The organism is Arthrobacter sp. YAF34 (genome assembly GCF_052113245.1).
Lineage (GTDB): Bacteria > Actinomycetota > Actinomycetes > Actinomycetales > Micrococcaceae > Arthrobacter.
Window position 1 is genome coordinate 166,403 of sequence record NZ_JBFRCV010000007.1, and the last position, 22,863, is coordinate 189,265.

Consider the following 22,863-nt stretch of genomic DNA (forward strand, 5'->3'; position numbering starts at 1 on the left):
AAATAGGAATCTAGCCTCGTCCGGAAACTAATGTCAAGCATTTCTTTCATAGTTTGGAACGGCTGGATACACTGGAGGGGTGAATGCAGAAACCCCGCCCGCGGAGGCCACGGCTCCACCGGCCGCCAAGCGCCGGCACCGTCCGGAAAAGCAAGTGGAGATCACCGACCCGAAGGCGATCCGGGCGCTGGCCCACGCGGCCCGGCTTGAGGTTATTTCCGAACTGTATTCCACCCAGGTGAGCCGGACGGCCACCGAACTCGCGGCGCAGACCGGCCTGACTCCCAGCGCCATGAGTTACCACCTGCGGGCGCTGCAGAAGTGGGGCATCGTGGTGCCGGCGGCAACGGCCGGGGATGCCCGGGAGCGGCGCTGGAAGGCTGCGGGCACCGATTTCACGATCCACTCCCTTGGGGGAGTGGCCAGCCCGGAACTCGCCGTCCTGGACCTAGAGCTCGAGGCCTACCGGCGGCGGGTCCTTGCGTACGCCAAGACCCGCAATGAACGGCGCCAGGGCGGGGACACCACCGAAGGGCCGTCCTCCGTGGTGCTGGCCAGCAACCTGCTGTACCTGACACCGGACCAGCGGGCCGAGCTGACGGGTCGGGTCTTCGACCTCCTGCGGGATTACGAGCTGGAGGATCCGGACCACGTGCCCGAGGGTGCCGAGCGCATGGCCACCATGTGGTCGATGATTCCGGACGATCGCGGACCAGCCGCCCCGAAACCCGCCGACGCCAAGGCCTAGGTCCCGGTCCGGCGCCCCGGGCAGCAGGTTCCGGAACCGCCGTGCGGACCGCCGGACGCCGGGCCTTGGTGCGGCCGGAACCGGCCTCTGCGGCGCCGTCATTTCCGGCCGGATGCGCGGGATTCTGCAAAATATGGTGAACTAGGCGGGTATGGGCGCATCTGCCCGAGCCACCTTTTTCTGTAGGAGCACCGTGCCAAGCAAGGCCAAAACCGGCAAGAAACTCGTGATCGTGGAGTCTCCCGCCAAGAGCAAAACCATCGCCAAGTACCTCGGCGAAGGCTTCATCGTGGAGGCCTCCATCGGTCACATCCGTGACCTTCCGCAGCCCTCGGAGCTCCCCGCGGAACTGAAGAAGACCCCGCTGGGCAAGTTCGCCGTCGACATTGACAACGACTTCAAGCCCTATTACGTGGTGTCCTCGGACAAGAAGAAAAAAGTCGCCGAGCTCAAAGCCCAGCTCAAAGATGCTGACGCCCTCTATCTCGCAACCGATGGGGACCGCGAGGGCGAGGCCATCGCGTGGCACCTGCTGGAAGTGCTCAAGCCCAAGGTTCCCGTCTACCGGATGACCTTCGGCGAAATCACCAAGGAAGCCATTCACCGCGCCATGGACAACCTGCGTGATGTGGACCAGGACCTGGTGGACGCCCAGGAAACCCGCCGCGTCCTGGACCGGCTCTACGGCTACGAGATCTCACCGGTGCTCTGGCGCAAGGTGGCCCGCGGCCTCTCCGCCGGCCGCGTGCAGTCCGTGGTGACCCGCATGGTGGTGGACCGCGAACGCGAGCGGATGGCCTTCAAGGCCGCCTCGTACTGGGACCTCACCGGCCAGTTCGGCGCCGATTCGGGATCCTTCAAAGCGAAGCTCGCCGCCGTGGACGGCGCCAAGGTGGCCAGCGGCCGCGACTTCAACGACAACGGCGAACTGACCTCCCGCAATGCCGTGCACCTCAACGAGGAACTCGCCACGGCGCTGGCCGCCGGCCTGCAGAGCGCCGAGTTCAGCGTCCGCTCCGTCGACACCAAGCCGTACACCCGCCGCCCGGCGGCGCCGTTCACCACCTCGACGCTGCAGCAGGAGGCCGGCCGCAAGCTGCGCTTCTCCTCCAAGAGCACCATGCAGGTGGCCCAGCGGCTCTACGAAAACGGCTACATCACCTATATGCGTACGGACTCGTCCGCCCTGAGCGACGAGGCCGTCACCGCCGCGCGGCGTCAGGCCTCCGAGCTGTACGGCACCGAATACGTGCCCCTGTCCCCGCGGGTCTACAGCAGCAAGGCTGCCAACGCCCAGGAGGCCCACGAGGCCATCCGTCCCGCCGGCGACTCTTTCCGCACCCCGGCGCAGGTTGCCAAGCAGCTCTCCGGCGACGAATTCCGGCTCTACGAGCTGATCTGGAAGCGTACGGTCGCCTCGCAGATGGCCGACGCCAAGGGCTCCACCGCCACCATCCGCCTCGGCGCCGTGACGGTGGGGGGCGCGGCCGCCGGCCGCGACACGGAATTCTCCGCATCGGGCACCGTCATCACGTTCCCCGGCTTCCTCGCCGCCTACGAAGAGGGCAAGGACGAAAGCCGCGACGACGAGTCCGAGGAAGCACGCCGGCTGCCCAACGTGGCCAAGGGCGACGCGCTGCAGGCCTCGGACATCATCGCCGTCGGCCACGAGACCTCGCCGCCGCCGCGCTACACGGAAGCCTCGCTGACCGCGGAGCTGGAAAAGAAGGGCATCGGCCGCCCGTCGACCTATGCCTCCACCATCTCCACCATCCAGGACCGCGGCTACGTCCGGAAACAGGGCTCGGCGCTGGTCCCGAGCTGGATCGCGTTCTCCGTGATCCGGCTACTCGAGCAGCACTTCCATGACTACGTGGACTACGAGTTCACGGCCGACATGGAAGCCGATCTGGACAAGATCGCCAACGGCCAGGCGGCCGGACCGGCCTGGCTCAAGCACTTCTACTTCGGCGAAGACTCCGAGCCTGGTCTGCTGAGCATCGTGAACAACCTCGGTGAAATCGATGCGCGCGAGATCAACTCCATCCCCATCACGGACGCGATCACCCTCCGGGTCGGCAAGTTCGGCCCGTACCTGGAAAGCTCCACCGCGGTGGTGGATCCCGAGACCGGCGAAGTGGTTGAAGCGGCCCGGGCCAACGTCCCGGAGGACCTGGCCCCGGATGAGCTCACGGCCGCCAAAGCCGTTGAACTCATGGAGACCGCGGCCCCGGAAGAGCGAGTGCTCGGCGCGGACCCGCACACCGGGCACACGGTCGTGGCCAAGAACGGGCGCTACGGCGCCTACGTCACCGAGATCATCCCGGAGATGACCGAGGAACAGCTCGCCAACCAGCCTGTCGAGTACTACAAGAACGGCAAACCCAAGCCGCCGAAGAAGCCCGTCAAGGCCAAGCCGCGCACCGGATCCCTGTTCGCGTCAATGAGCGTGGACACCATCACCCTGGACGAGGCCCTGCAGCTCATGAGCCTGCCCCGCGTGCTCGGCCAGGACGCCGAGGGCAACCCGATCACGGTGCAGAACGGTCGGTTCGGCCCGTACCTGAAGAAGGGCACGGACTCCCGCTCGATCGGCTCCGAGGAGGAGATCTTCACCATCACGCTCGAGCAGGCGCTGGAGATCTATTCGCAGCCTAAGCAGCGCGGCGCCCGTGCCGCCGTGCCTCCGCTGGCCGAATTCGGCCCGGACCCGGTCTCGGAGAAGAACATCGTGGTGAAGGAGGGCCGCTTCGGCCCCTACATCACCGACGGCGTCACCAACATCACCGTGCCGCGCAGCACCTCGGTTGAGGAGCTGACCCGGGAACAGGCCGTCGAACTCCTCGCCGAGAAGCGTGCCAAGGGCCCGGTCAAGCGCACGACGACGGCCCGCAAGGCGCCCGCCCGTAAGGCTGCCGCCAAGAAGTAGGCAGCGGGCGGCCTGGCGGCTGAGCGGCTGCGCGGAAGTCGCCGGAGACGTGCGGAACGGCCGGTAAAGTCCGGCGGTTTCGCACGTTTCCGGCGATTTCGCGTTTGCGGACCGGCCGCGGACGTGATCGAGTAGGACCATGACTGAACAGCCCGCACACCTGGACAACCAGCCGCTGAACGAACTCGAGGAGCAGCTCGCCCGGGGGGAGCAGCCGGACGCCAACCCGGTAGACGTGATCCTGGCCTTCCTCAACAACGAGGTCTATGTGGTCAGCCCGGATTCCCTCGAGGGCCCCGACTCCCAGGTGGAGCCGCTGGTCCTGGCGAATTCGTCCGGCAAGCCGGTCCTGGCCGTCTTCTCGCATCCGAGCCGTGTCACCGAGCAGTATCTCGAGGCCGCACCCAACGTGTTGGGCACGCAGGGCGCCGTGATCATCGGCAACCTCGGCGACGAGCTCGGCATGGTGATCAACCCCGGAGCCGCCTACGGCTTTGAAATCGATCCCGAAGGCGTGGCGAACATCCGTCGGGACTTCAAGCCCGCCGACGAGCCTGCCGACGGTGCCGTCGACGGCGCCGCGGACCAGCCGGGGCACGACGCCGACCAGCCCTGAGCCACGTCGGCGGACTTCTTGGCAAATACCGCCGTCGCAGTTAGGCCAGCTGCTTCGGTGAGGACAATAATGGCAGCATGCGTCTAGGCGTCCTCGACATCGGGTCCAACACCGTCCACCTCCTGCTGGTCGACGCCCACCCCGGCGCCCGCCCGGTCCCGTACGCCTCGCACAAGCGGCGGCTGTCGCTCGTTCAGTTCCTCGATGCGGACGGCAACATCAACGACGCCGGGCAGCATGAACTGGTCGAGTTCGTCCTGGAAGCGCGGGAATTCGCGGCCAAGCACAAAGCCGACGACCTCCTCGCGTTCTGCACCTCGGCCATCCGCGAGGCCACCAACGGCGCTGACGTCCTGACCCGGGTCAAGGATGAAACCACTGTCACGCTCCGGGAGCTCAGCGGCAGCGAAGAGGCGTCCATGACGTTCTTCGCCGTCCGGCGGTGGTACGGCTGGGGCGCCGGGCCCATCCTCAACTTGGACATCGGCGGCGGCTCTTTTGAGATGGCCCTCGGACAGGACGAACTGCCCGAGCTGGCGATGTCCGTCCCGCTTGGCGCCAGCCGCCTAACGCGCGACTGGCTGCCCGAAAACCCGCCCTCGGCCAAGAGCATCAAGGAGTTGCGCCGCTACATCCGCTCCACGCTCAAACCCGCGGTGCGCAAATTCGAGAAGCTGGGCCGGCCCAACCTCGTCGCGGGCACGTCCAAGACGTTCCGGTCCCTGGCCAGGATTGCCGGCGCCGCCCCCAGCGCCGCCGGGCCTTACGTCAAGCGGGAGCTGCTGGCCCTGGACCTGGGGCTCTGGGCGCAGCGGATCTCGGCTATGGAGATAGAGGACAGGCTGCACCTGCCCGGGGTCTCCGAGGCCCGCGCGCCGCAGATCCTCGCCGGCGCCCTGGTGGCCGAAGCCGCCCTGGAAATGTTCGAGTTCGACAGCATGGTGACGTGCCCGTGGGCCCTGCGTGAGGGACTCATCCTCCGCCGCCTGGACCAGCTGGTGTTTGAAGGACCGCTTGATCCCGCGCCGCATGTGGCCCAGGGGCCGCCGGCGGAGCTCCAGTCGCCGGAAAAGGACTCCTGAGCCTGCCGACACCGGCGCGGAACCGATCCGGTGTCGATTTTCAGCGGTCCCGTTCGTGTAGTTGCTGAGACGCCGGCACACGGCCGGCGGATTCGATAAGGAGGCACAGCAATGCCGCAGTACCTACTCAGCATTTACCAGCCGGACGGCCCCGCCCCGGGCCCTGAGGTCCTCGAACCGATCATTCGCGATCTGGCCGACCTGAACCGGGAGATGCAGGCAGCCGGGGCCTGGGTGTTCGCCGCGGGCCTCCACCCGGCAGAGTCCGCCACGGTGCTGCGGCCCGGCGGCGGCGAGATTCTCATCACCGACGGGCCGTTCACCGAAGGCAAAGAGCACCTTGGCGGCTTCACCGTCGTCGAGGCCGAGGATCTGGATGCTGCCCTCGGCTGGGCGCGGAAGCTGGCCGGCGTCACCACGCTTCCGGTTGAAGTGCGCCCCTTCCAGCATTAAGCGCCGGGCGGAGGAGGATGCAGTGGGCGGCCATGGTGGCGGCGGCAGTTCCAGCGCCGGCGGCAGCTCCCACCCCAGTGCCGGTGCTGCTGCCACCGAGGCGGACATTGCCGGGGTGTTCCGGCACGAGTATGGCCGCGCCGTAGCCGTCCTGGCGCGCGCCTTCGGGAGCATCGATATTGCCGAAGACGCCGTCCAGGACGCGTTTGCGGCGGCGGTTCAGCACTGGCCCTCGGACGGTATCCCGCCCAGCCCGGCCGGCTGGATTATTTCTACCGCACGGCACCGGGCGATCGACCGGCTGCGGCGGGAGGCCGCGGGCGGGGGCAAGCATGCCGAGGCGGCTCTGCTGGCGGCGCTGCGGTCCGGGGGCGGTCCCGCGCCGGCGGCAGAGGAGCAGTTCCTGGCGGAACAGTCGGGAGTCGAAGACGTGGACGATGACACCTTGCGGCTGATCTTCGCCTGTTGCCATCCCGCCTTGGCCCGACCCGCCCAGGTGGCCCTCACGCTGCGGCTTCTGGGCGGATTGACGACGGCGGAAATCGCCCGGGCCTTCCTGATCCCGGAGACAACCATGGCGCAGCGGCTGGTCCGGGCCAAGGCGAAGATCCGGGATGCGAAGATCCCGTACCGGGTCCCGCAGGGCGCCGAACTGCCCGAACGGCTCGAACCGGTGCTGGCGGTCGTCTACCTCATCTTCAACGAAGGCTACAACAAGGGCCCCGCGGACGGCCCGGCCGGTGCGGAGCTCTGCACGGAAGCCATCCGCCTTGGCCGGCTGCTGGCATCCCTGATGCCGGACGAGCCGGAGGCCACGGGCCTGCTGGCACTAATGCTGCTCATAGCGTCCCGCCGCGGCGCACGGTTCACCCGGGACGGCGGCCTCGTGCTGCTGGCGGCACAGGACCGGGGATGCTGGGACAGTGCCCTGGCCGACGAAGGGCGGGCCCTGGTGCGCCGGTGCCTGCGGCTCAACCGGCCGGGCCCGTACCAGCTCCAGGCAGCGATCAACGCCGTCCACAGCGATGCCGCGGCCGCCGGCGGCACCGACTGGGCGCAGATCGTGCAGCTGTATGACCAACTCCTGGCCGTCGCGCCCGGGCCCGTCGTGGCGCTCAACCGCGCCGTCGCCCTGGCCGAGCTGCTCGGGCCTGGTGCTGGAATGGCGGCGCTTGAGGGGCTGGGGCTGGGCGATTACTACCTCTTTCACGCCGTCCGCGCCGACTTCCTGGTGCGCCTGCACCGTCTTCCGGAGGCCGGCGCAGCGTATACGCGGGCCCTCGAGCTTGCCGGCAGTGTCGCGGACCGCCGGTTCCTGGAAGGGAAACTGTTCAGCCTCGGGCTTGGGGAGAGCGGCGGCGGTGCGCCCGCGGACCCGCAGCGGTTTTCCTGAAAGTCAGTTAAACGAGCGGCGCCGGGCGTTGGCAGCAGGACTTGGGGGAACTCTGCTGCAAAACACCCGGCGCGCCGCCGGCTCCGGTGGAACCGGCTATCATCACTCGCACCTGTTGAGGCACTTTCCAAGGTAAGGGTCGATTATGGGCAGACGACCGGATTTGCCTGTGAGATGGCTGAAAATCCGGCGACCGCCGCGAGTGGCGGCAGGCACCGGCCGGCCGGTGGAACCCAAGGACAGGGCTTTAAACAGCAAAGGCACCGGCGGGCTGTAGCGCGAAAAATGGGAAAACCCGCTACTGCCCACCGGTGCCGCGCAGACATCCGCATGCCTGCTGTATCACTCGCACCCTCAATGAGGTACCTACAACGCTAGGGGCCAAAGTTGTGCACTGACTGCGGCGAAGGTGTGAACTGGCTGGGAATCGCACGGGACTGCCATGATGGGGGCATGAGCAACCGAATCGCATTCCTGGGCTGTGGGTCAATGAACGAGGCAATTCTGGCAGGCCTGATCGAGGGCGGCGCCGATCCGGCCGATATCGTCGCCACGGTCCGCCGCGCCGAGCGTGCGGCCGAGCTGGCCGAACGGCATCACGGGATCACGGCAATCGCCGGCGAGGAAGAGCCCGAGAACAACAGGCAAGCCGCCACCGGCTCCGGCGTCGTGATCCTCGGCGTCAAGCCCGTGGGCATCGCAGACCTGGCACGCGAAATCAGCGGGTCCCTCTCCAAGGACACCATCGTCATCAGCGTCGCGGCCGCCGTGTCCCTGCAGCAGCTGGAAGCGGCCCTGCCCGCGGGCCAGCCGGTCATCCGCACGATGCCGAACACGCCGGCGAAGCTGGGCCGCGGCGTCGTCTCCATTTCCGCCGGGACCAGCTGCTCCGCCGAACAGCTCCAGCACGCCAAGGACATCCTCGCGGCGGCCGGCACGGTGGTGGAGATTCCCGAAGAGCAGGTGGACGCCCTCTCCGCGATCAGCGGCTCGGGACCGGCCTATGCTTTCTATCTGGCCGAGGCCATGGCCGCGGCAGGGGTTGAACTGGGCCTAGATCCGGAGCTGTCGCTGCTGCTGGCACGCGAGACCGTCGCCGGGGCGGGCTTCATGCTGGCCGAGCCCGGCGCGGATCCCACAGCGCTGCGCAAGGCCGTCACCAGCCCGAACGGCACCACGGAACGGGCCATCGCCACATTTGACGAGCGCGGCCTGCCGGCGATCATCGCCGACGGCGCCCGGGCAGCCGCCACGCGCGCCGCGGAAATCACCCGGCAGCTCGCCTGAACCTGGCCCGTCGGGTGTCCGACGGCGTGGCTGGGCGGCGGGTGCGCCGCCCGCCGTCGGGCTCCGGCGTGACTTAGGGGCGTGCGGCGAACCGCTCGAGCAGGTCCACGTGGCCCGAAACGATGAGCATGTCCCTTGAGGAGACCTTGGTTTCCGGCCGGGCGTAGGTGAAGTCCTCGCCCGGGGACTTCACGCCGACAATTGTGACGCCGTACTTGGAGCGGACCTTGGATTCGTCGAGCGTGAATCCGACGGTCTCGCGCGGCGGATACATCTTGACGATCGCGAAGTCATCGTCGAATTCGATGAAGTCCAGCATCCGGCCGGACACCAGGTGAGCGGCCCGGACGCCGGCGTCGGCTTCCGGGTAGATGACGTGGTTGGCGCCGATCCGGGTCAGGATTTTGCCGTGCGAGGGCGTAATCGCCTTGACCCAGAGGTGCTCGATTCCGAGGTCCACGAGATTGACGGTGATCAGCACGGAGGACTCGATCGACGTGCCGACGCCGACCACGGCGGAACTGAATTCCTGGGCGCCGAGCTGGCGCAGGGCATCGATGTTCGTGGCGTCCGCTTCCACCACATGCGTCAGGACGCCCGCCCACTTCTGGACGAGGTTGCGGTCGCGCTCGATGGCCAGGACCTCCCTGCCCTGCTTGACCAGCTGCTCTGCGGTGGATGCGCCAAAACGCCCCAGCCCGATCACCAGCACGGGGGCGTTGTGGGCGGGACGGTTGACGGCTGAGGAACTAGCCAATGATCGGTCTCTCTTCCGGATAGTGGTACAGCTGGGTCCGCTGGCGCAGGGCCAGGGCAGCGGCAAGGGTGACGGTCCCGACGCGCCCGGCAAACATGAGCAGGGTTAGGACATAGACCCCCGACGGCGGCAGTTCGGCGCTGAGGTTGGTGCTCAGGCCCACTGTGGCGAAGGCCGAGATGGTTTCAAAAAGCACCCGGTCCAAGGACGCGCCGCTGATGTGCAGGAGCAGCAGCGCCGAGACCGAGACGAGGGTGGCGCCGGCGACGATCACCGAAATGGCAACCCGCATGGTGCCCTCCGGAATCGTCCGGCCGTAGATCTTGACGTCCGCGTCGCCCCGGGCCTCGGCGGCGATCGCCAGGAACATCACGGCAACGGTGGTGACCTTGATGCCGCCGGCTGTGGACGCGGAGCCGCCGCCGGCGAACATGAGGGCATCTGAGACCAGCATGGTGGTGGAATCCATGTGGCTCTGGTCCACAAGGTTGAAGCCGCCGGACCTCAGCATGACGGAGGCAAACAGTGAATGCGTGATCTTGTCGCCGAGGTCCATGCCGCCGATGGTGCGCATGTTGTCCCACTCAAGGAACCCCCACAGCAGCGTGCCGGCGACCAGGAGGATGAAGGACACCTGGATGGTCAGCTTGGTGTGCAGGTTCCATTTCTTCCATCGCAGCCCGTTCTGATGCAGCACCATGACCACGGGGAAGCCCAGGCTGCCCAGGAACACGCCGATCATGAGCGGAATGAGGATCCAGAGATTGGTCTCGTAGGGGACGATCCCGTCAGTATGGGGTGTGAAACCGGCGTTGTTGAACGAGGAAATTGCGTAGAAGACGCCGTGCCAGAGAGCCTGCGGGAAACCCTCCCCGAGGGCCAGGAAGCTGGGGACCAGGACCGCGGCCAGGGCGCCCTCGATCACCACGGACGTCACGATCACGATCCGGAGCAGGGTGCCGACCTCGCCGAGCCGGCCGGCGTTGTTCATCGCCTCCTGGGCGATCAGCTTGCCGCGGACGCCCAGTTTTTTGCTGACCATGAGTGCCAGCAGCGATGCGAGGGTCAAGGTGCCCAGACCGCCCACGAAGATGCCGACCAGAATCACCAGCTGGCCGAAAAAGGACCAGTGCACGGCCGTGGAGACCACGGTCAGGCCGGTGACGCAGACGGCGGACACCGCCGTGAAGAGGGCCTGGTACAGGGGTGTGGCCTGTCCTGTCGCGGACGATAGGGGCAGTGAGAGCAAGGCCGTGAAGACCAAGATGGCGACGCCGAACGCCGTGAGCGCGAGACGGGCCGGCGAGCTGTTTGCGATGCCGTCGATGAAGTCGCGCAGGCGTGTGAAGATCCACAGGCCTTCCCGTTCCGGCATGCCTGGCTGCCAGCTGGCCGGGCTCGTGGACCTCGACTGGCTTTGCGTCATGTTTTTCCTCGGTTGAAACTGCTTCCCCCAGTAGTAAACCACTAAATTCCGCGTCATGACCGGGGGAGCCCCGCGCGCACGCGGGAAGCCGGGGGACGCTCGGGTAGCCTGTGATTGATGACATTCCTGCCGGGACTCGCTCAGACCGCGCTGCCAACGACGGTGGTGTGGGCTCCTGCCATGACCGCCTACAACTTTGGCCACAGCCACCCGATGGCGCCCGAGCGCATGGAACTCACGGCGAAGCTGGCCGCCAGCCTGGGACTGCTGGCGCTGGAGCACGTGACGGTCGCGGCCCCGGAAGTCGCCACCGACGAGGAGCTGTGCGCGGTCCACACCCCTGAGTTCGTTGAGGCCGTCCGGCGCGTGAGTGAAAATCCTGACGCCCCTGATGAAGCCAGGGGCCTGGGCACCGAGGATGATCCCGCGTTCGCCGGCATGCACGAGGCCAGTGCCCGGCTGGCCGGCGGCTCCCTGCTGGCGGCCGCTGCGGTCCTGGACGGCAGCGCGGTGCGGGCAGTGAACTTCGGCGGCGGGATGCACCACGCCTCACGCGACCGGGCGAGCGGGTTTTGCATTTACAACGACGCCGCCCTGGCCATCCAGCGCCTGCTCGACGGGGGCGTCCGGCGCGTCGCGTACGTCGACGTCGACGCGCACCACGGCGACGGGACACAGAGCATCTTCTGGGACGATCCGCGGGTCCTGACGATTTCGCTGCACGAATCGGGGCTGACCCTCTTCCCGGGCACCGGCTTTGCCAACGAAATCGGCGGCCCGAACGCGCAGGGCACCGCGGTGAACGTCGCACTCCCGGCCGGCACGGCCGACGCCGGCTGGCTGCGGGCCTTCCACGCCGTCGTCCCGCAGCTCATTGGCGCGTTCGAACCGGAAGTCATCGTGAGCCAGCACGGGTGCGACTCCCACCGGCTTGATCCGCTCACCCATCTGAATATCAGTGTGGACGGCCAGCGTGAGGCCGCCACCGCGATCGGCAATCTCGCCGCACGCTACTGCGAGAACCGGTGGATTTCCACCGGTGGCGGCGGCTACAACGTGGTCAGCGTGGTGCCGCGGTCCTGGAGCCACCTCATAGCCATTGCCGCGGGCCGTCCCGTGCCGCTGCGCACCCCCGTTCCGGAGGACTGGCGCCGATACGTCAAGGACACGTACGGGGCCAGGTTCGGGGTGGAACCGCCGGAAGTAATGGGGGACGACGTCGACCTCTGGTGGCGGTCTTGGGAGGTGGGGTTCGACCCCAACGACGCCGTGGACCGCACCGTCATGGCCACCCGCAAGGAAGTGTTCCCCCTGCACGGACTCGACCCCTGGTTCGACTAGTCCTGGACCGGGAATGGGCCCCAGCACAGGCCCGGGAATTTGTGGATGCCATCTGGCGTATATGTCGCTAGTGTGGAGGGCATGGTGACAGACGACGTATTTGCCGTCATTGCTGAGGCAACCAGGCGGGACATCCTGGTGGCCCTCCGCAAGGGGGACAAGGCAGTGGGGGAACTGGTCCAGGAGCTTGAGGCAAGCCAGCCCACCATTTCCAAACATCTCAAAGTCCTCCGGGAAGCGGACCTGGTCAGCATGCGCGCCCAGGGCCAAAAGCGCTACTACACACTGAACCCCAAGCCCCTCGCCGGCGTCGCGAGCTGGCTGCAGGCGTTCGATGTCCTCCCCGCCGCAGCACCCGGACGCCACCCCGAATCCAGCCCCGCAGCTGCCGGCGACGGCCTGGCTGCGGCGGCCGGCCCGCAGCCCGCCGTGCAGCCCGCCTTGCAGGCGGCCGTGCAGCCCGCCGCGGCGCTGGCGGGCGCGCAATCAGCCGCCGCCCAGGTTGCCGCGCAGCCCGCCGGGGCGCTGGCGGGCCGTCCTGCCGGCAGCCCGCTGAGCCCCGCCGTCGTCATCCCGGTGGGAACGGCCGGCGAGGACAAGATGCCTCAACAGATCGGACGGACCGTGGGCCGCGCCGCCACCAAGGCCGCGGACCTCCTCGCCAACCTGCCGAAGTTCGGCCGCAAGAGATAACCCAACTAACTCGCAGCAGGGGCCGTTTTGGGCGCTCATAACGGCCCCTGCTGCGAGCTACTTGGGCGGGGCCTTCTAGTTGCGGAGCAGCCGCACGTGTTCCGGCGTGAGGTCCGCGACCCGGCTGACGCCCAGCAGCGCCATGGTACGCAGCATGTCCTTTTCCAGGATTTCGAGTGTCCGGTCCACACCGGCCCTGCCGCCGGCCATGAGCCCGTACAGGTAGGCGCGGCCGATCAGTGTGAAGTCGGCGCCCAGGGCCAGGGCCGCGATGATGTCCGCGCCGCTCATGATGCCGGTATCCAGGATGATCGCCGCGTCGCTCCGGTCCGCCTTGAGTGCGGCGGAGACCTCGGGCAGCAGGTGGAACGGGATCGGTGCCCGGTCCAGCTGCCGGCCGCCGTGGTTGGAGAGCACGATCCCGTCGGCGCCGTGGTCCACCACCCTGCGGGCATCCTCAACCGTCTGGATGCCCTTGACCACGAGCTTGCCCTTCCAGGTCTCGCGCAGCCAGTCGAGGTCGGCGAACGTCAGGGTGGGGTCGAACATCGAGTTGATGAGTTCCGCGACAGTTCCCGTGTACCGGGACAGGGACGCAAACGTAAGGGGTTCATGGGTGAGGAAGTTGAACCACCACGCCGGCCGGTAGGACGCGTCCAGGACGGTCTTGAGGGTCAGTGCGGGCGGGATGGTCATGCCGTTGCGGACGTCGCGGAGGCGGGCGCCGGCGACGGCGGTGTCCACGGTGACCATGAGGGTGTCGTTGCCGGCTGCAGCGGCGCGTTGGATCAGTTCGAGGGATCGTTCCCGGTCCGTCCACAAGTACAGCTGGAACCAGTTGCGGCCCGCGGGGGCGGCGGCAGCCACGTCCTCGATAGACGCCGTCCCCATGGTAGAGAGGGTGTAGGGAATGCCTGCAGCCTCGGCGGCCTGCGAGCCGGCGTATTCGCCCTCGGACTGCATCATCCGGGTGAAACCTGTGGGGGCGATCCCCACGGGCAAACGGGACCGGCCGCCCAGGATGTCGGTGCTGAGGTCGATGCGGGAGACATCGCGCAGGACCCCGGGCCGGAATTCGATGTCGAGGAACGCCTGGCGGGCGCGGCGCAGGGTGATTTCAGCCTCGGCGGCGCCGTCGGTGTAGTCGAACGGGGCTTGCGGCGTGCGGCGCTTGGCCATGTCGCGCAGATCCCAGATGGTGCTCGCGCGGCGAAGCCTGGCGGCCCGGCCGAACTCAGGCTTCTTGAACTGCATCAGCGGGGCAAGGTCTGCGTACCTGGGCGCGCGGCGCTTCAAGGCGGCGGGAAGTCCGCGGGCGGTGTCGTGTCCTGTTTCCGGGCTGACGGCCGACTGATCGGCCGGCCGGCCGGCCACCTGGCCCGCCGGCGCGGCCGCCTCCGACCTTGTGGGTGCCTCTGGGTTTTCGGGCGGGAAAGTCTGGGTCATGGCTTCCTCCATAGCGGTCAGATGCTCGGGCTGGGGTCCCCTCCCACTCTAGGGGTGCCGGGCCGCGACGGGACGGCACAGCGCGGCAACGCGCGCCACCCACTGCCGGGAGGTTCATCGGGGCAGCCCCGGGGCGGCGCCGCGGCATGTCTGCGACCTAGGCGGTTCCGCGAATGTTACGACCGGGGTTTGCCCCTGGCGCGGCTCCGCGGCTATGGTCGTGGCTATGACTAACCGTTGGTATGCGTATTTTTCGTTGGCTCTGGAGGGGCCCGCGTCTAACTGACACGCATCCAACTTTCCTTCAGAGCCAACAGGGCAGAGATCATTCTCTGCCCTTCGCCATTTCTCCGGCGGGTTCTGATCAGGGCCCGCTCCGCATCCGGAACAGGACCCGAACATGAGCATTGAAGCAGCCGCCGGCACCCAACACCCCACCTCGAACCTGCGCGTCAGCGAGTTCACCCCGCTGCCCACCCCGCAGGACCTGATGGCCGAACTGCCGCTGGAGTCCCGGATGGCCGCGGTGGTTGAACGTAGCCGCGACGAGGTCCGCGCCATCATGGACGGGGTGGACGACCGGCTGCTCGTAATCGTCGGCCCCTGCTCCATCCACGACCCCAAGGCCGGCCTCGAATACGCCCGCCGGCTGGTAAGCCAGGCCGAGAAGCACCGCGAAGACCTACTGATCGTGATGCGCACCTACTTCGAGAAGCCGCGCACCACAGTGGGCTGGAAAGGCCTGATCAACGACCCCCGGTTGGACGGCAGCCACGACATCGCCGCGGGCCTGCGCGCGGCCCGGGCATTCCTGCGGCAGGTCACGGCACTCGGCCTGCCAACGGCCACCGAGTTCCTCGAGCCCATCAGCCCCCAATACGTCGCAGACCTGGTCGCCTGGGGTGCGATCGGAGCCCGCACCACGGAGAGCCAGATCCACCGCCAGCTGGCCTCGGGGCTCTCGATGCCGATCGGATTCAAGAACGGGACGGACGGCGATCTCCAAGTGGCCCTGGACGCCTGCAGTGCCGCCGCGGCCGCGCAGGCCTTCCTCGGGATCGACGACGACGGCAGGGCGGCGCTGGTGGCCACCGCCGGCAACCCTGACACGCACGTCATCCTCCGCGGCGGACGCAGAGGACCGAACTACTCAGCGGCCGACGTTGAAGCCGCGTCCGCCAAACTCGCCGCGAATCAGCTGAACCCCCGTCTGATCGTCGACGCCAGCCACGCCAACAGCGGCAAGAACCATCACCGGCAGGCCGAGGTGGCGCTCGAAATCGGTTCCCAGCTGGAAAGTGCCGGGGCCGCTGCCGGGGCAATCGCCGGCGTCATGTTGGAGAGCTTCCTGGTGGGCGGGGCGCAGAACCTCGACGTCACCGCGGGCAAAGTCGAAGGCAAAGCTGGAGACGCCGGAAAGGACGGGTTGGTCTACGGCCAGAGCGTCACGGACGCCTGCATGGACTGGGATGTCACGGCCTCGGTGCTGGGCCAACTCGCAGCCTCGGCCCGCACGCGCCGGACCCGCGCCTGAGGGCCGGGCCGGGCCTGCCGGCACGCAGCGTCGACGCGGTGTTCCGGCAGGAGGAGGATTTCGGGATTCCTGCGGAAAGCCTGTGGGGATTCCTGCGGAAAGCTTTCACATTGGCACCATGAGCAACTACAGTTGCTATCACATGGTTGTTTGATGGCTCAGCATCGGCACACCGCCATGTCATCAGGTGGGGCTGCCGTTCGCTTGAGCAAAGGAATAGGGAAATGTCTACGGAGGCCAACTTCTCCAAGGCCCGTTTTTTGACCGTGGCCGAAGTCGCGGAACTCATGCGGGTATCAAAAATGACCGTGTACCGTCTTGTGCATTCGGGGGAGATGCCGGCCGTCCGCTTCGGCCGCTCTTACCGCGTGCCGGAAAACGCCGTCGAACAGTACCTCAAGGGTGCCGTCGTCGACCGGAACGACGGCCACGCCGGGACCGGGTGAACCGTCCGCGGCGCTTTCACAGCATGAATCGACCGCTTTGGGCCCCGCAAATGGCCCGCGGTCGTGGGGTGACCCGCAGAGGCGGTACCCTGTTAAGGAACGTTTTACGTCATTGTAAGAACCTGTCAGTTGCTTCAGTCTGCTGCTTAGCCCGCGGACCCTTCCCAACAGGCAGGTACTGCATCTAGCCGGTAAGGAACTTTCGTGGGTTCAGTTATTAAGAAGCGTCGCAAGCGTATGGCCAAGAAGAAGCACCGCAAGCTGCTTCGCAAGACGCGCCACCAGCGTCGCAATAAGAAGTAGCAATACTTCTGACTGCATGAAATGCCCGTTGCCTCCCAGGCGGCGGGCATTTTTCTTGCTCGGGACGCCGGCCCCGGGCTACGGAACCGGACACGGGCGGCCCGGATCCCCGGCGCGGATGTCTGAGAACGGCGCGGATGTCAGGGAGCGGCGCGGATTTCCGAAACCGCCGCGGGTGTTCAAACCCGGGGAAAGGCTGCGGCGCTTGGCCGGGCTTAGTGGTTGGGCCCGCGAAAGCGGGAGAACCCCCGCCACAGGCCGTAGATGGCCCCCCCGACCGTGGCGGCCTTGAATCCCAGCGTGGCGGCGCGCCGGCCCGAGCGGAAGTCGTAGACCGGCCAGTTGTGCTCGCGGGCGTACCGGCGCAGCTTGGAGTCGGGGTTGATGGCGACCGGGTGGCCGACCATGCTCAGGAGCGGGATGTCGTTGTGGGAATCGCTGTAGGCCCAGCAGCGCTTGAGGTCCAGGCCGTGCTCCTCCGCAATTCCCCGGACCGCGACCGCCTTGGCCGGGCCGTGAAGGATGTCCCCCACGAGTTGCCCCGTGTAGGAGCCGTCAAGGATCTCGCCCACTGTGCCCAGCGCCCCGGTCAGGCCGAGCCGGGTGGAAATGACGGTGGCCACCTCGATCGGCGTCGCCGTGACGAGCCAGACTTTCCGCCCGACCCGGAGGTGCTGCTCGGCCAGGGCCTTGGTTCCGGGCCAGATCCGGGACTCGATCATTTCGTCGTAAACTTCTTCGCCCAGGGCCTCGATGTCCTTCGCCGTGATGCCGGCGGCAAGAGTCAGGGCAGAATCGCGGACGGCGTGGACATCATCCATGTTTTCCCCACGCAGCACGAACATGAGCTGCTTCCAGGCGAAACCGGCAGCCTGCCGCAGGGTGAACGCGCCGCGCTGGTGCAGCTTGCGGGCCACGTGGAAAAGGCTGGCGCCCTTCATGAGGGTGTTGTCGACGTCGAAAAATGCGGCCTCGCCGTGCTGCGTCGATGCAGCAGGCTCGCTGGCCACAGCGACGTATTTCTCCTCGGGCATGCCACGAGTCTAGTCAATGACCGGCGCCGCGAGTCCCGCTGGGTGCGCGACGCGGCGGAAGGACTGCGGCGGTCGCCCTTGCGCACTGCGCCGCGCGTCGACGTCGAACCGCCCTCCGGACTACGGTGGTTGTATGGCCAAGCCCGCGCACCTGCCCGATGTAGTTCTCATCACCAAAACTGACTGCCACCTGTGCGAGGAGGCGCGTGCCGCCGTCGGCCGTGTCACCGCCACGCTCGGAATCGGATGGACCGAGCAGTCGATAGACCACGACGCCGGACTCCGGGAACGCTTCGCCGAGGAGATCCCGGTGGTACTGGTGGACGGGGTTCAGCGGGATTTCTGGAAGATCGACGAGGCCCGCCTGACACGAACCCTGCGGCGGGCACTCGACCAGCCGTCCTGACGGCTGGCTCTTTGTTGCGTGAAGAGCCGGGGCCCTAGAGTGGGAAGCACAACGCGACGCAATGGAGCAGATAGTGACATCGCTGGATTCATCTCCGGAGGCTGTACCCGGGGGAGCCGGGACTGTAGCCAAACAGATTCCGCCCGCGGCCGTGGCTCGGCTGACCATCTATCTGCGCGCCCTGACCACACTCCTGGCGGACGGGGTGGACAGGGTCTCGTCCGAGTCGCTGGCCGAAGCCTCCGGGGTCAGCTCCTCGACGCTGCGCAAGGACCTGTCCTACGTCGGCTCCTACGGCACCCGGGGCGTGGGGTATGAGGTCCAGTACCTTAACCGGAAGATCGCGGCCGCGCTCGGGCTGACACATGACTGGAAGGTCGCGATCGTAGGGGCCGGCAACCTGGGCAAGGCGTTGGCCCGGTACGGAGGATTCGAGTCGCGCGGCTTCGACATCGTGGCGATTTTCGACGCCGACCAGATGGTGGTGGGCAGCGAGGTCGGCTGGCTGCGCGTCAGCGACGCCGCCGACCTGGAGCCGGTACTGCAACGCACGGGTGCCAACATGGTGGTCCTTGCGTTGCCCGCCGCCGTGGCCCAGGCTGTCTGCGACCGGGTAATTGCCGCCGGGGTGCGGAGCATCCTCAGCTTCGCCCCGGTGATGCTCCAGGTCCCGCCGGGGGTCAACCTCCGCAAGGTCGACATGGCAACTGAACTGCAGATCCTGGCCTACCACGCACAACGGGCGCAGGATCCGGAGGACGCCGACTAGGATCGGCCAGGCCCTCCGGCTCCCGCGCCCGCCGGTCTTTCTCTGCTGCGTAGTTCTACGTGCCCTTACTTCCCGAAAGGTGCCCCGGGCTGCCCGTAGGGGCTGGCGAAGGGCTGCCGCTTCTGGAAATACGGCGAGGCGGCGGGCAGGTACAGCAACACGATGGCCGCGATGCCGAGAAGTGCCGCCAAGGTGGCTAGGCTGAGCGGGAGGATGTTGAAGATGGACAAGGCGGCAAACACGGTGCCCAGAATGCGGGCCCAATTCTTGCCCCTGCGGACATTGAAGGCGACGAGGGCATACAGCCCGGCGCTGATCACGGCCATCACCACGATAGTGCCGATCAGGATGCCCTTCACGGAATTGAAATCGACCTTCGTGCCGCTCGCTGCCAGCTGCTGCTCAAACATCGCCCGGACCGCAGGAGTGTCCAGGGACCCCAGCGACACCAGCATGGAGATCACCCACACTGCTCCGGCCGCCACGATCAGCCAGAACGCGGTGTTGACGAGCTGGGGGACACCGCCCGGAGCCTGAGGCTGCTGGGACGGATACTGGGCATAGGGGGACTGGCCGTACTGCGGTGCATTCTGACCGTAGGCCGGGGGTGTCAGCTGGCCGTACTGCGGGGCATTCTGGCCGTAGGCCGGGGGTGTCTGCTGGCCGTATTGCGGGGCCTGCGGGGTGTTCTGGCCGTAGGCCGGGGGCGTCTGCTGGCCGTACTGCGGGGCTTGCGGGGCATTCTGGCCGTAGGCCGGGGGCGTCTGCTGGCCGTATTGCGGGGCCTGCGGGGTGTTCTGGCCGTAGGCGGGGGGTGTCTGCTGGCCGTATTGCGGGGCTTGCGGGGCTTGCGGGGTGTTCTGGCCGTAGGCCGGGGGCGTCTGCTGACCGTACTGCGGGGCCTGCGGGGTGTTCTGGCCGTGGTCCGGGGTGGATTCCCCGCCCGGCTCGGACCCGTTGGGAGGTGAAGGCTGGACTGGAGGGTTGCTCATGAAGTGGTCCTTTGCGCGTCGATCACTGAATCGGCCACCGGGACCAGCAATCCTGCCCTGCCCCCAGCATGGTTTAGCTCCACCGTACCGCGGGCCGGCCGCCGTGCGGATCATTCCGGAGAGGTATTCTAGGCCCTCTTTCCATCAGCGCCGCGGCCGCGACGGAAGGGCAACGGGACCGGCGGGAAGGGCTCCCATGCGCGGCAGGTATGGGCCTGCCACGTCGTGAAGCTTCAGCCTCGGAGCCGGCTCCGTTGAGCGACAAACCAAGCCTGTGAGTTCGGTACCCACATGAGCACGGTTGCCACCAGGCTGATGATGAATCCCGGCAGGCCTCCGCCGGCCCGGCCCTGAACAAGGCCCGAGCTGACGAGTGCCAACACCAGGGAGATGCCGGCAAGAATGGTGAGCGCGAGGCGGGCCCATTCCTGGCCTTCCTTCATCTTCATGGCCATGATGATCTGTGCGGTGGCCAGAGACAATGCCACCAGCACCAGCAGCAACACCAGGAGCCCGACCGCGGGCGTGAAGGCGAGCAGGACGAAAGACCCGAACATGCCGATGATGCCGCCGAGGAGGCCCAGGAATCCGCCGATGACCCAAATCCAGTACGAGACCTTCAGCTCGGTGGGCATTGCGGTGACCTTGAAGATACCGGAGAGGCCGCCGACGGGCAGAGCATCGCTGAAGTTCCTGGGACGGTCGGCAGGCATTTCGAAGCGGCTTCCGCCGCCGCCCGCCGGCTGCCCCTGGTATCCGGCGGGCGGCTGGTAGCCCGGAGTCGGTGCCGGGTGGGCCGGGGGCTGTTCGGGGGCCGACGGTTGGACGTTGTCCGAGGGCCGAGGCTGGCCACCGGGCTGCTCCGGCGGGACCTCGTTGGGGTTACTCATGGCTCTCACTGTAGACCGCCATTTCCCTGTTATCTAGGGAAATTAGGCCTCTCCCGGCCTTTGGCCAGCCGGACCGAGGCTCGCGAAATTCGCCGGGAACACCGGCAGCCGCATCGGGGGCAAACGCGGCGGAAGGACCGGCCGCGACGCCGCCGATAGCACCTGCGGCGAAAACGACAGCGCCCCGCTTCATCGCGAGGATGAAGCGGGGCGCTGGAACCGGATGCCCGGCGTTGGCCGTCCGGCCCGGACGGTACTGACTACGCTGCGGGAGCGATGAAGGCCAGTTCCAGGTTGATGGCAACCTTGTCGCTGACCAGCACGCCGCCGGCTTCGAGGACTGCGTTCCAGGTCAGGCCGAAGTCCTTGCGGCTGATGGTGGTCTCGGCGGAGAGGCCGGCGCGGGTGTTGCCGAAGGGGTCGACGGCCACGCCGTTGAACTCGGTCTCGAGGGCAACCGGGCGGGTGATGCCCTTGATGGTGAGGTCGCCCTGGAGTTCGTAGGCGTCACCCTTCGGGACGATGGTGTTGGAGACGAAGGAGATCTCGGGGAACTTCTCGACGTCGAAGAAGTCTTCGCCGCGGACGTGGCCGTCGCGGTTGGCATCTCCGGAGTCGAAGCTTGCGGTCTTGATCGAGGCGTTGACCTTGGAATCAGTGACGTTCTCGGCGAGGTCCAGGGTGGCTGCGGCATCGGTGAACTGGCCGCGGACCTTGCTGATGCCTGCGTGGCGGACGGTGAAACCGATCTCGCTGTGCGACGGGTCGAGGGTCCAGGTGCCGGTGGTGACGTTTGCGGGAAGTGCCATGGTGGTTCTCCTTGAGTCGGGTAACTGCTTGCGGTTCGTCTGATCGTTAGTTGAAGCCTCATTGGTTGAAATCTCAACTAACTGCTTCATCCAGTATAAACATGCATTTGCATCTTTTATTCCAACCCTAGGGAACATTTTTTAAAACTCTTCAGTTCTACCTTCTGTAGAAGATTTCAGATCGACCGTCATCTTTGAGAAACTGGTAGACATGCCCCAAGCCACTGTTCATTTGCTCCGCCACGGCGAGGTCCACAATCCCGATGGTGTCCTGTACGGCAGGCTGCCGGAATTCCACCTCTCCGAACTCGGTCAGGAGATGGCCCGCACGCTGGCGCAACACTTCAGCGAACGGTCCGAGCAGGGGGCCAGGATCGTCCACCTCGCCGCGTCCCCGCTGACCCGCGCGCAGGAGACGGCTCAGCCAATCGCCGACGCCTTGGGCCTTGCGATCGCCACCGACGCCCGCATCATTGAGGCCGCCAACTACTTCGAGGGCCTCCACGTCTCCAAGGCGGAGCTACTCCGGCCCAAGCACTGGACCCGGCTGTACAACCCGTTCCGGCCGTCCTGGGGTGAGTCGTACAAGGAGCAGGCGGCCCGGGTCATCGCGGCGGTCCAGGATGCACGTGTCCGGGCCATCGAGCTGGGCGGCGACGGGGCGGAGGCCATCTTGGTCAGTCACCAGCTGCCCATTTGGGCCACGCGGCTCAGTGCCGAAGGCCGGCCGTTGTGGCACGATCCGCGCAAGCGCGAGTGCACGTTGACGTCCCTGACGTCCTTGGTGTTTGACGACGACGGCGGTCTGGTCCGGGTGGACTACAGCGAGCCGGCTGCCGCCCTGTTGCCCGGTGCCGCCAGCACCCCGGGGGCCTGAGCATGGGACAGAACCGCCGCGCGCAGACTCCGCTGTCCCGCCGCAACGTACTGACAGCCGGCGGAGCCGCACTGGCCGCAGTCTTCGGACTGTCCGGCTGCGCCCAGGACGATGCCCTGGCCAAGCAGGCCAAGGCCGGGGACAACAAAAACTACGTGGCCGGCGACGGCTCCGTGACCGAGTTCGCCGTGGCCGACCGCAAGAGCCCAGTGGAGCTTAAAGGGACGCTGTTCGATGGCACCGCCGTCACCTCCGCGGAGTTCCCCGGCAAGGTCACCGTGCTGAACTTCTGGTTCGCGGCCTGCGCACCGTGCCGGGTCGAGGCTCCCTCCTTGGAAGCCCTCCACCAGGAATTCAAGAACCAGGGCGTGCAGTTCTTCGGCGTGAACCTTCGGGACGAGAAAGCCACGGCCGACGCGTTCGACAAGACCTTCAAGCTGACGTACCCCAGCTTCAACGACAAGGACGGCGCCGTGCTGCTGGCCGTTTCGGGCCTCGTCCCGCCCGGCGCTGTGCCCACCACCCTCGTGCTGGACAAAAAGGGCCGCGTCTCGTCCCGAGTGCTCGGCGAAATCGAGCCAGGCACCCTGAAGTCCCTCATCGCCGCCGCCGTGGCCGAGTAGCGCGGTCAC

At 67.1% G+C, this 22,863-nt stretch carries 23 protein-coding genes; 16 read left to right on the top strand and 7 right to left on the bottom strand.

Features of this window, described 5'->3' with window-relative positions:
- The first annotated feature begins 79 nt into the window (after positions 1-79).
- From AB4Y72_RS10765 to proC, 7 genes are all read left to right on the top strand, one after another.
- A complete protein-coding gene (locus tag AB4Y72_RS10765; RefSeq protein WP_441426148.1) occupies positions 80-748 on the top strand; it encodes an ArsR/SmtB family transcription factor in 669 nt (222 codons plus the stop codon).
- A 193-nt stretch (positions 749-941) separates the two neighbouring features.
- Complete coding sequence (gene topA / locus AB4Y72_RS10770) at positions 942-3,677, top strand: type I DNA topoisomerase (RefSeq protein ID WP_441426149.1); 2,736 nt, start codon at positions 942-944, stop codon at positions 3,675-3,677.
- A gap of 139 nt (positions 3,678-3,816) precedes the next feature.
- Complete coding sequence (locus tag AB4Y72_RS10775; RefSeq protein ID WP_441426150.1) at positions 3,817-4,293, top strand: SseB family protein; 477 nt, start codon at positions 3,817-3,819, stop codon at positions 4,291-4,293.
- Positions 4,294-4,370: 77 nt separating this feature from the next.
- A complete protein-coding gene (locus AB4Y72_RS10780) occupies positions 4,371-5,375 on the top strand; it encodes a Ppx/GppA phosphatase family protein (protein WP_441426151.1) in 1,005 nt (334 codons plus the stop codon).
- A gap of 111 nt (positions 5,376-5,486) precedes the next feature.
- Complete coding sequence (locus AB4Y72_RS10785; protein WP_441426152.1) at positions 5,487-5,828, top strand: YciI family protein; 342 nt, start codon at positions 5,487-5,489, stop codon at positions 5,826-5,828.
- A gap of 22 nt (positions 5,829-5,850) precedes the next feature.
- Positions 5,851-7,221 carry an RNA polymerase sigma factor gene (locus AB4Y72_RS10790; protein WP_441426153.1) on the top strand — a complete coding sequence of 457 codons (1,371 nt, stop codon included), beginning with the start codon at positions 5,851-5,853 and terminating at the stop codon, positions 7,219-7,221.
- A 453-nt stretch (positions 7,222-7,674) separates the two neighbouring features.
- Complete coding sequence (gene proC, locus AB4Y72_RS10795; RefSeq protein WP_441426154.1) at positions 7,675-8,508, top strand: pyrroline-5-carboxylate reductase; 834 nt, start codon at positions 7,675-7,677, stop codon at positions 8,506-8,508.
- Positions 8,509-8,581: 73 nt separating this feature from the next.
- On the opposite strand, the gene AB4Y72_RS10800 is transcribed toward proC, so the two are convergent.
- Positions 8,582-9,220, bottom strand: a complete 639-nt coding sequence (locus AB4Y72_RS10800) for a potassium channel family protein (RefSeq protein ID WP_441426222.1) — start codon at positions 9,218-9,220, stop codon at positions 8,582-8,584.
- A 37-nt stretch (positions 9,221-9,257) separates the two neighbouring features.
- Positions 9,258-10,691, bottom strand: coding sequence for a TrkH family potassium uptake protein (locus AB4Y72_RS10805; protein ID WP_441426155.1), 1,434 nt, complete (start codon positions 10,689-10,691; stop codon positions 9,258-9,260).
- Between the two features lie 117 nt (positions 10,692-10,808).
- Between AB4Y72_RS10805 and AB4Y72_RS10810 the strand changes: the two genes are divergently transcribed.
- Both AB4Y72_RS10810 and AB4Y72_RS10815 read left to right on the top strand, forming a co-directional pair.
- Positions 10,809-12,032 carry an acetoin utilization protein AcuC gene (locus AB4Y72_RS10810; protein ID WP_441426156.1) on the top strand — a complete coding sequence of 408 codons (1,224 nt, stop codon included), beginning with the start codon at positions 10,809-10,811 and terminating at the stop codon, positions 12,030-12,032.
- 81 nt (positions 12,033-12,113) lie between these two features.
- The gene (locus AB4Y72_RS10815) at positions 12,114-12,725 is read left to right on the top strand and encodes an ArsR/SmtB family transcription factor (RefSeq protein WP_441426157.1); all 612 of its coding nucleotides are present in this window, start codon (positions 12,114-12,116) and stop codon (positions 12,723-12,725) included.
- A gap of 75 nt (positions 12,726-12,800) precedes the next feature.
- Here the strand turns inward: AB4Y72_RS10815 and AB4Y72_RS10820 are convergent, their stop codons facing one another.
- Positions 12,801-14,171, bottom strand: a complete 1,371-nt coding sequence (locus AB4Y72_RS10820) for an alpha-hydroxy acid oxidase (RefSeq protein WP_441426158.1) — start codon at positions 14,169-14,171, stop codon at positions 12,801-12,803.
- Between the two features lie 400 nt (positions 14,172-14,571).
- Here AB4Y72_RS10820 and AB4Y72_RS10825 point away from each other — a divergent pair, with 400 nt between their 5' ends.
- The 3 genes from AB4Y72_RS10825 to AB4Y72_RS10835 all read left to right on the top strand — a co-directional run bounded on the left by AB4Y72_RS10825 (position 14,572) and on the right by AB4Y72_RS10835 (position 16,454).
- The gene (locus tag AB4Y72_RS10825) at positions 14,572-15,705 is read left to right on the top strand and encodes a 3-deoxy-7-phosphoheptulonate synthase (RefSeq protein WP_441426159.1); all 1,134 of its coding nucleotides are present in this window, start codon (positions 14,572-14,574) and stop codon (positions 15,703-15,705) included.
- A 224-nt stretch (positions 15,706-15,929) separates the two neighbouring features.
- A complete protein-coding gene (locus AB4Y72_RS10830) occupies positions 15,930-16,151 on the top strand; it encodes a helix-turn-helix domain-containing protein (RefSeq protein ID WP_018775046.1) in 222 nt (73 codons plus the stop codon).
- Positions 16,152-16,355: 204 nt separating this feature from the next.
- The gene (locus AB4Y72_RS10835) at positions 16,356-16,454 is read left to right on the top strand and encodes a 30S ribosomal protein bS22 (RefSeq protein ID WP_003792170.1); all 99 of its coding nucleotides are present in this window, start codon (positions 16,356-16,358) and stop codon (positions 16,452-16,454) included.
- Positions 16,455-16,669: 215 nt separating this feature from the next.
- On the opposite strand, the gene AB4Y72_RS10840 is transcribed toward AB4Y72_RS10835, so the two are convergent.
- Entirely contained in the window at positions 16,670-17,488 is an 819-nt protein-coding gene (locus AB4Y72_RS10840; RefSeq protein ID WP_441426160.1) for an HAD family hydrolase, read from the bottom strand.
- Positions 17,489-17,621: 133 nt separating this feature from the next.
- Between AB4Y72_RS10840 and AB4Y72_RS10845 the strand changes: the two genes are divergently transcribed.
- Positions 17,622-17,894 carry a glutaredoxin family protein gene (locus AB4Y72_RS10845; RefSeq protein ID WP_441426161.1) on the top strand — a complete coding sequence of 91 codons (273 nt, stop codon included), beginning with the start codon at positions 17,622-17,624 and terminating at the stop codon, positions 17,892-17,894.
- Between the two features lie 73 nt (positions 17,895-17,967).
- Positions 17,968-18,663, top strand: a complete 696-nt coding sequence (locus AB4Y72_RS10850) for a redox-sensing transcriptional repressor Rex (protein WP_441426162.1) — start codon at positions 17,968-17,970, stop codon at positions 18,661-18,663.
- A 65-nt stretch (positions 18,664-18,728) separates the two neighbouring features.
- On the opposite strand, the gene AB4Y72_RS10855 is transcribed toward AB4Y72_RS10850, so the two are convergent.
- The 3 genes from AB4Y72_RS10855 to AB4Y72_RS10865 all read right to left on the bottom strand — a co-directional run bounded on the left by AB4Y72_RS10855 (position 18,729) and on the right by AB4Y72_RS10865 (position 21,354).
- Entirely contained in the window at positions 18,729-19,655 is a 927-nt protein-coding gene (locus AB4Y72_RS10855) for a hypothetical protein (RefSeq protein ID WP_441426163.1), read from the bottom strand.
- 233 nt (positions 19,656-19,888) lie between these two features.
- Positions 19,889-20,545, bottom strand: coding sequence for a hypothetical protein (locus AB4Y72_RS10860; protein ID WP_441426164.1), 657 nt, complete (start codon positions 20,543-20,545; stop codon positions 19,889-19,891).
- A 260-nt stretch (positions 20,546-20,805) separates the two neighbouring features.
- Positions 20,806-21,354 carry a YceI family protein gene (locus AB4Y72_RS10865; RefSeq protein WP_441426165.1) on the bottom strand — a complete coding sequence of 183 codons (549 nt, stop codon included), beginning with the start codon at positions 21,352-21,354 and terminating at the stop codon, positions 20,806-20,808.
- A 211-nt stretch (positions 21,355-21,565) separates the two neighbouring features.
- Here AB4Y72_RS10865 and AB4Y72_RS10870 point away from each other — a divergent pair, with 211 nt between their 5' ends.
- Entirely contained in the window at positions 21,566-22,231 is a 666-nt protein-coding gene (locus AB4Y72_RS10870) for a histidine phosphatase family protein (RefSeq protein WP_441426166.1), read from the top strand.
- Positions 22,232-22,233: 2 nt separating this feature from the next.
- Complete coding sequence (locus tag AB4Y72_RS10875; protein ID WP_441426167.1) at positions 22,234-22,854, top strand: TlpA family protein disulfide reductase; 621 nt, start codon at positions 22,234-22,236, stop codon at positions 22,852-22,854.
- Positions 22,855-22,863 lie beyond the last annotated feature (9 nt).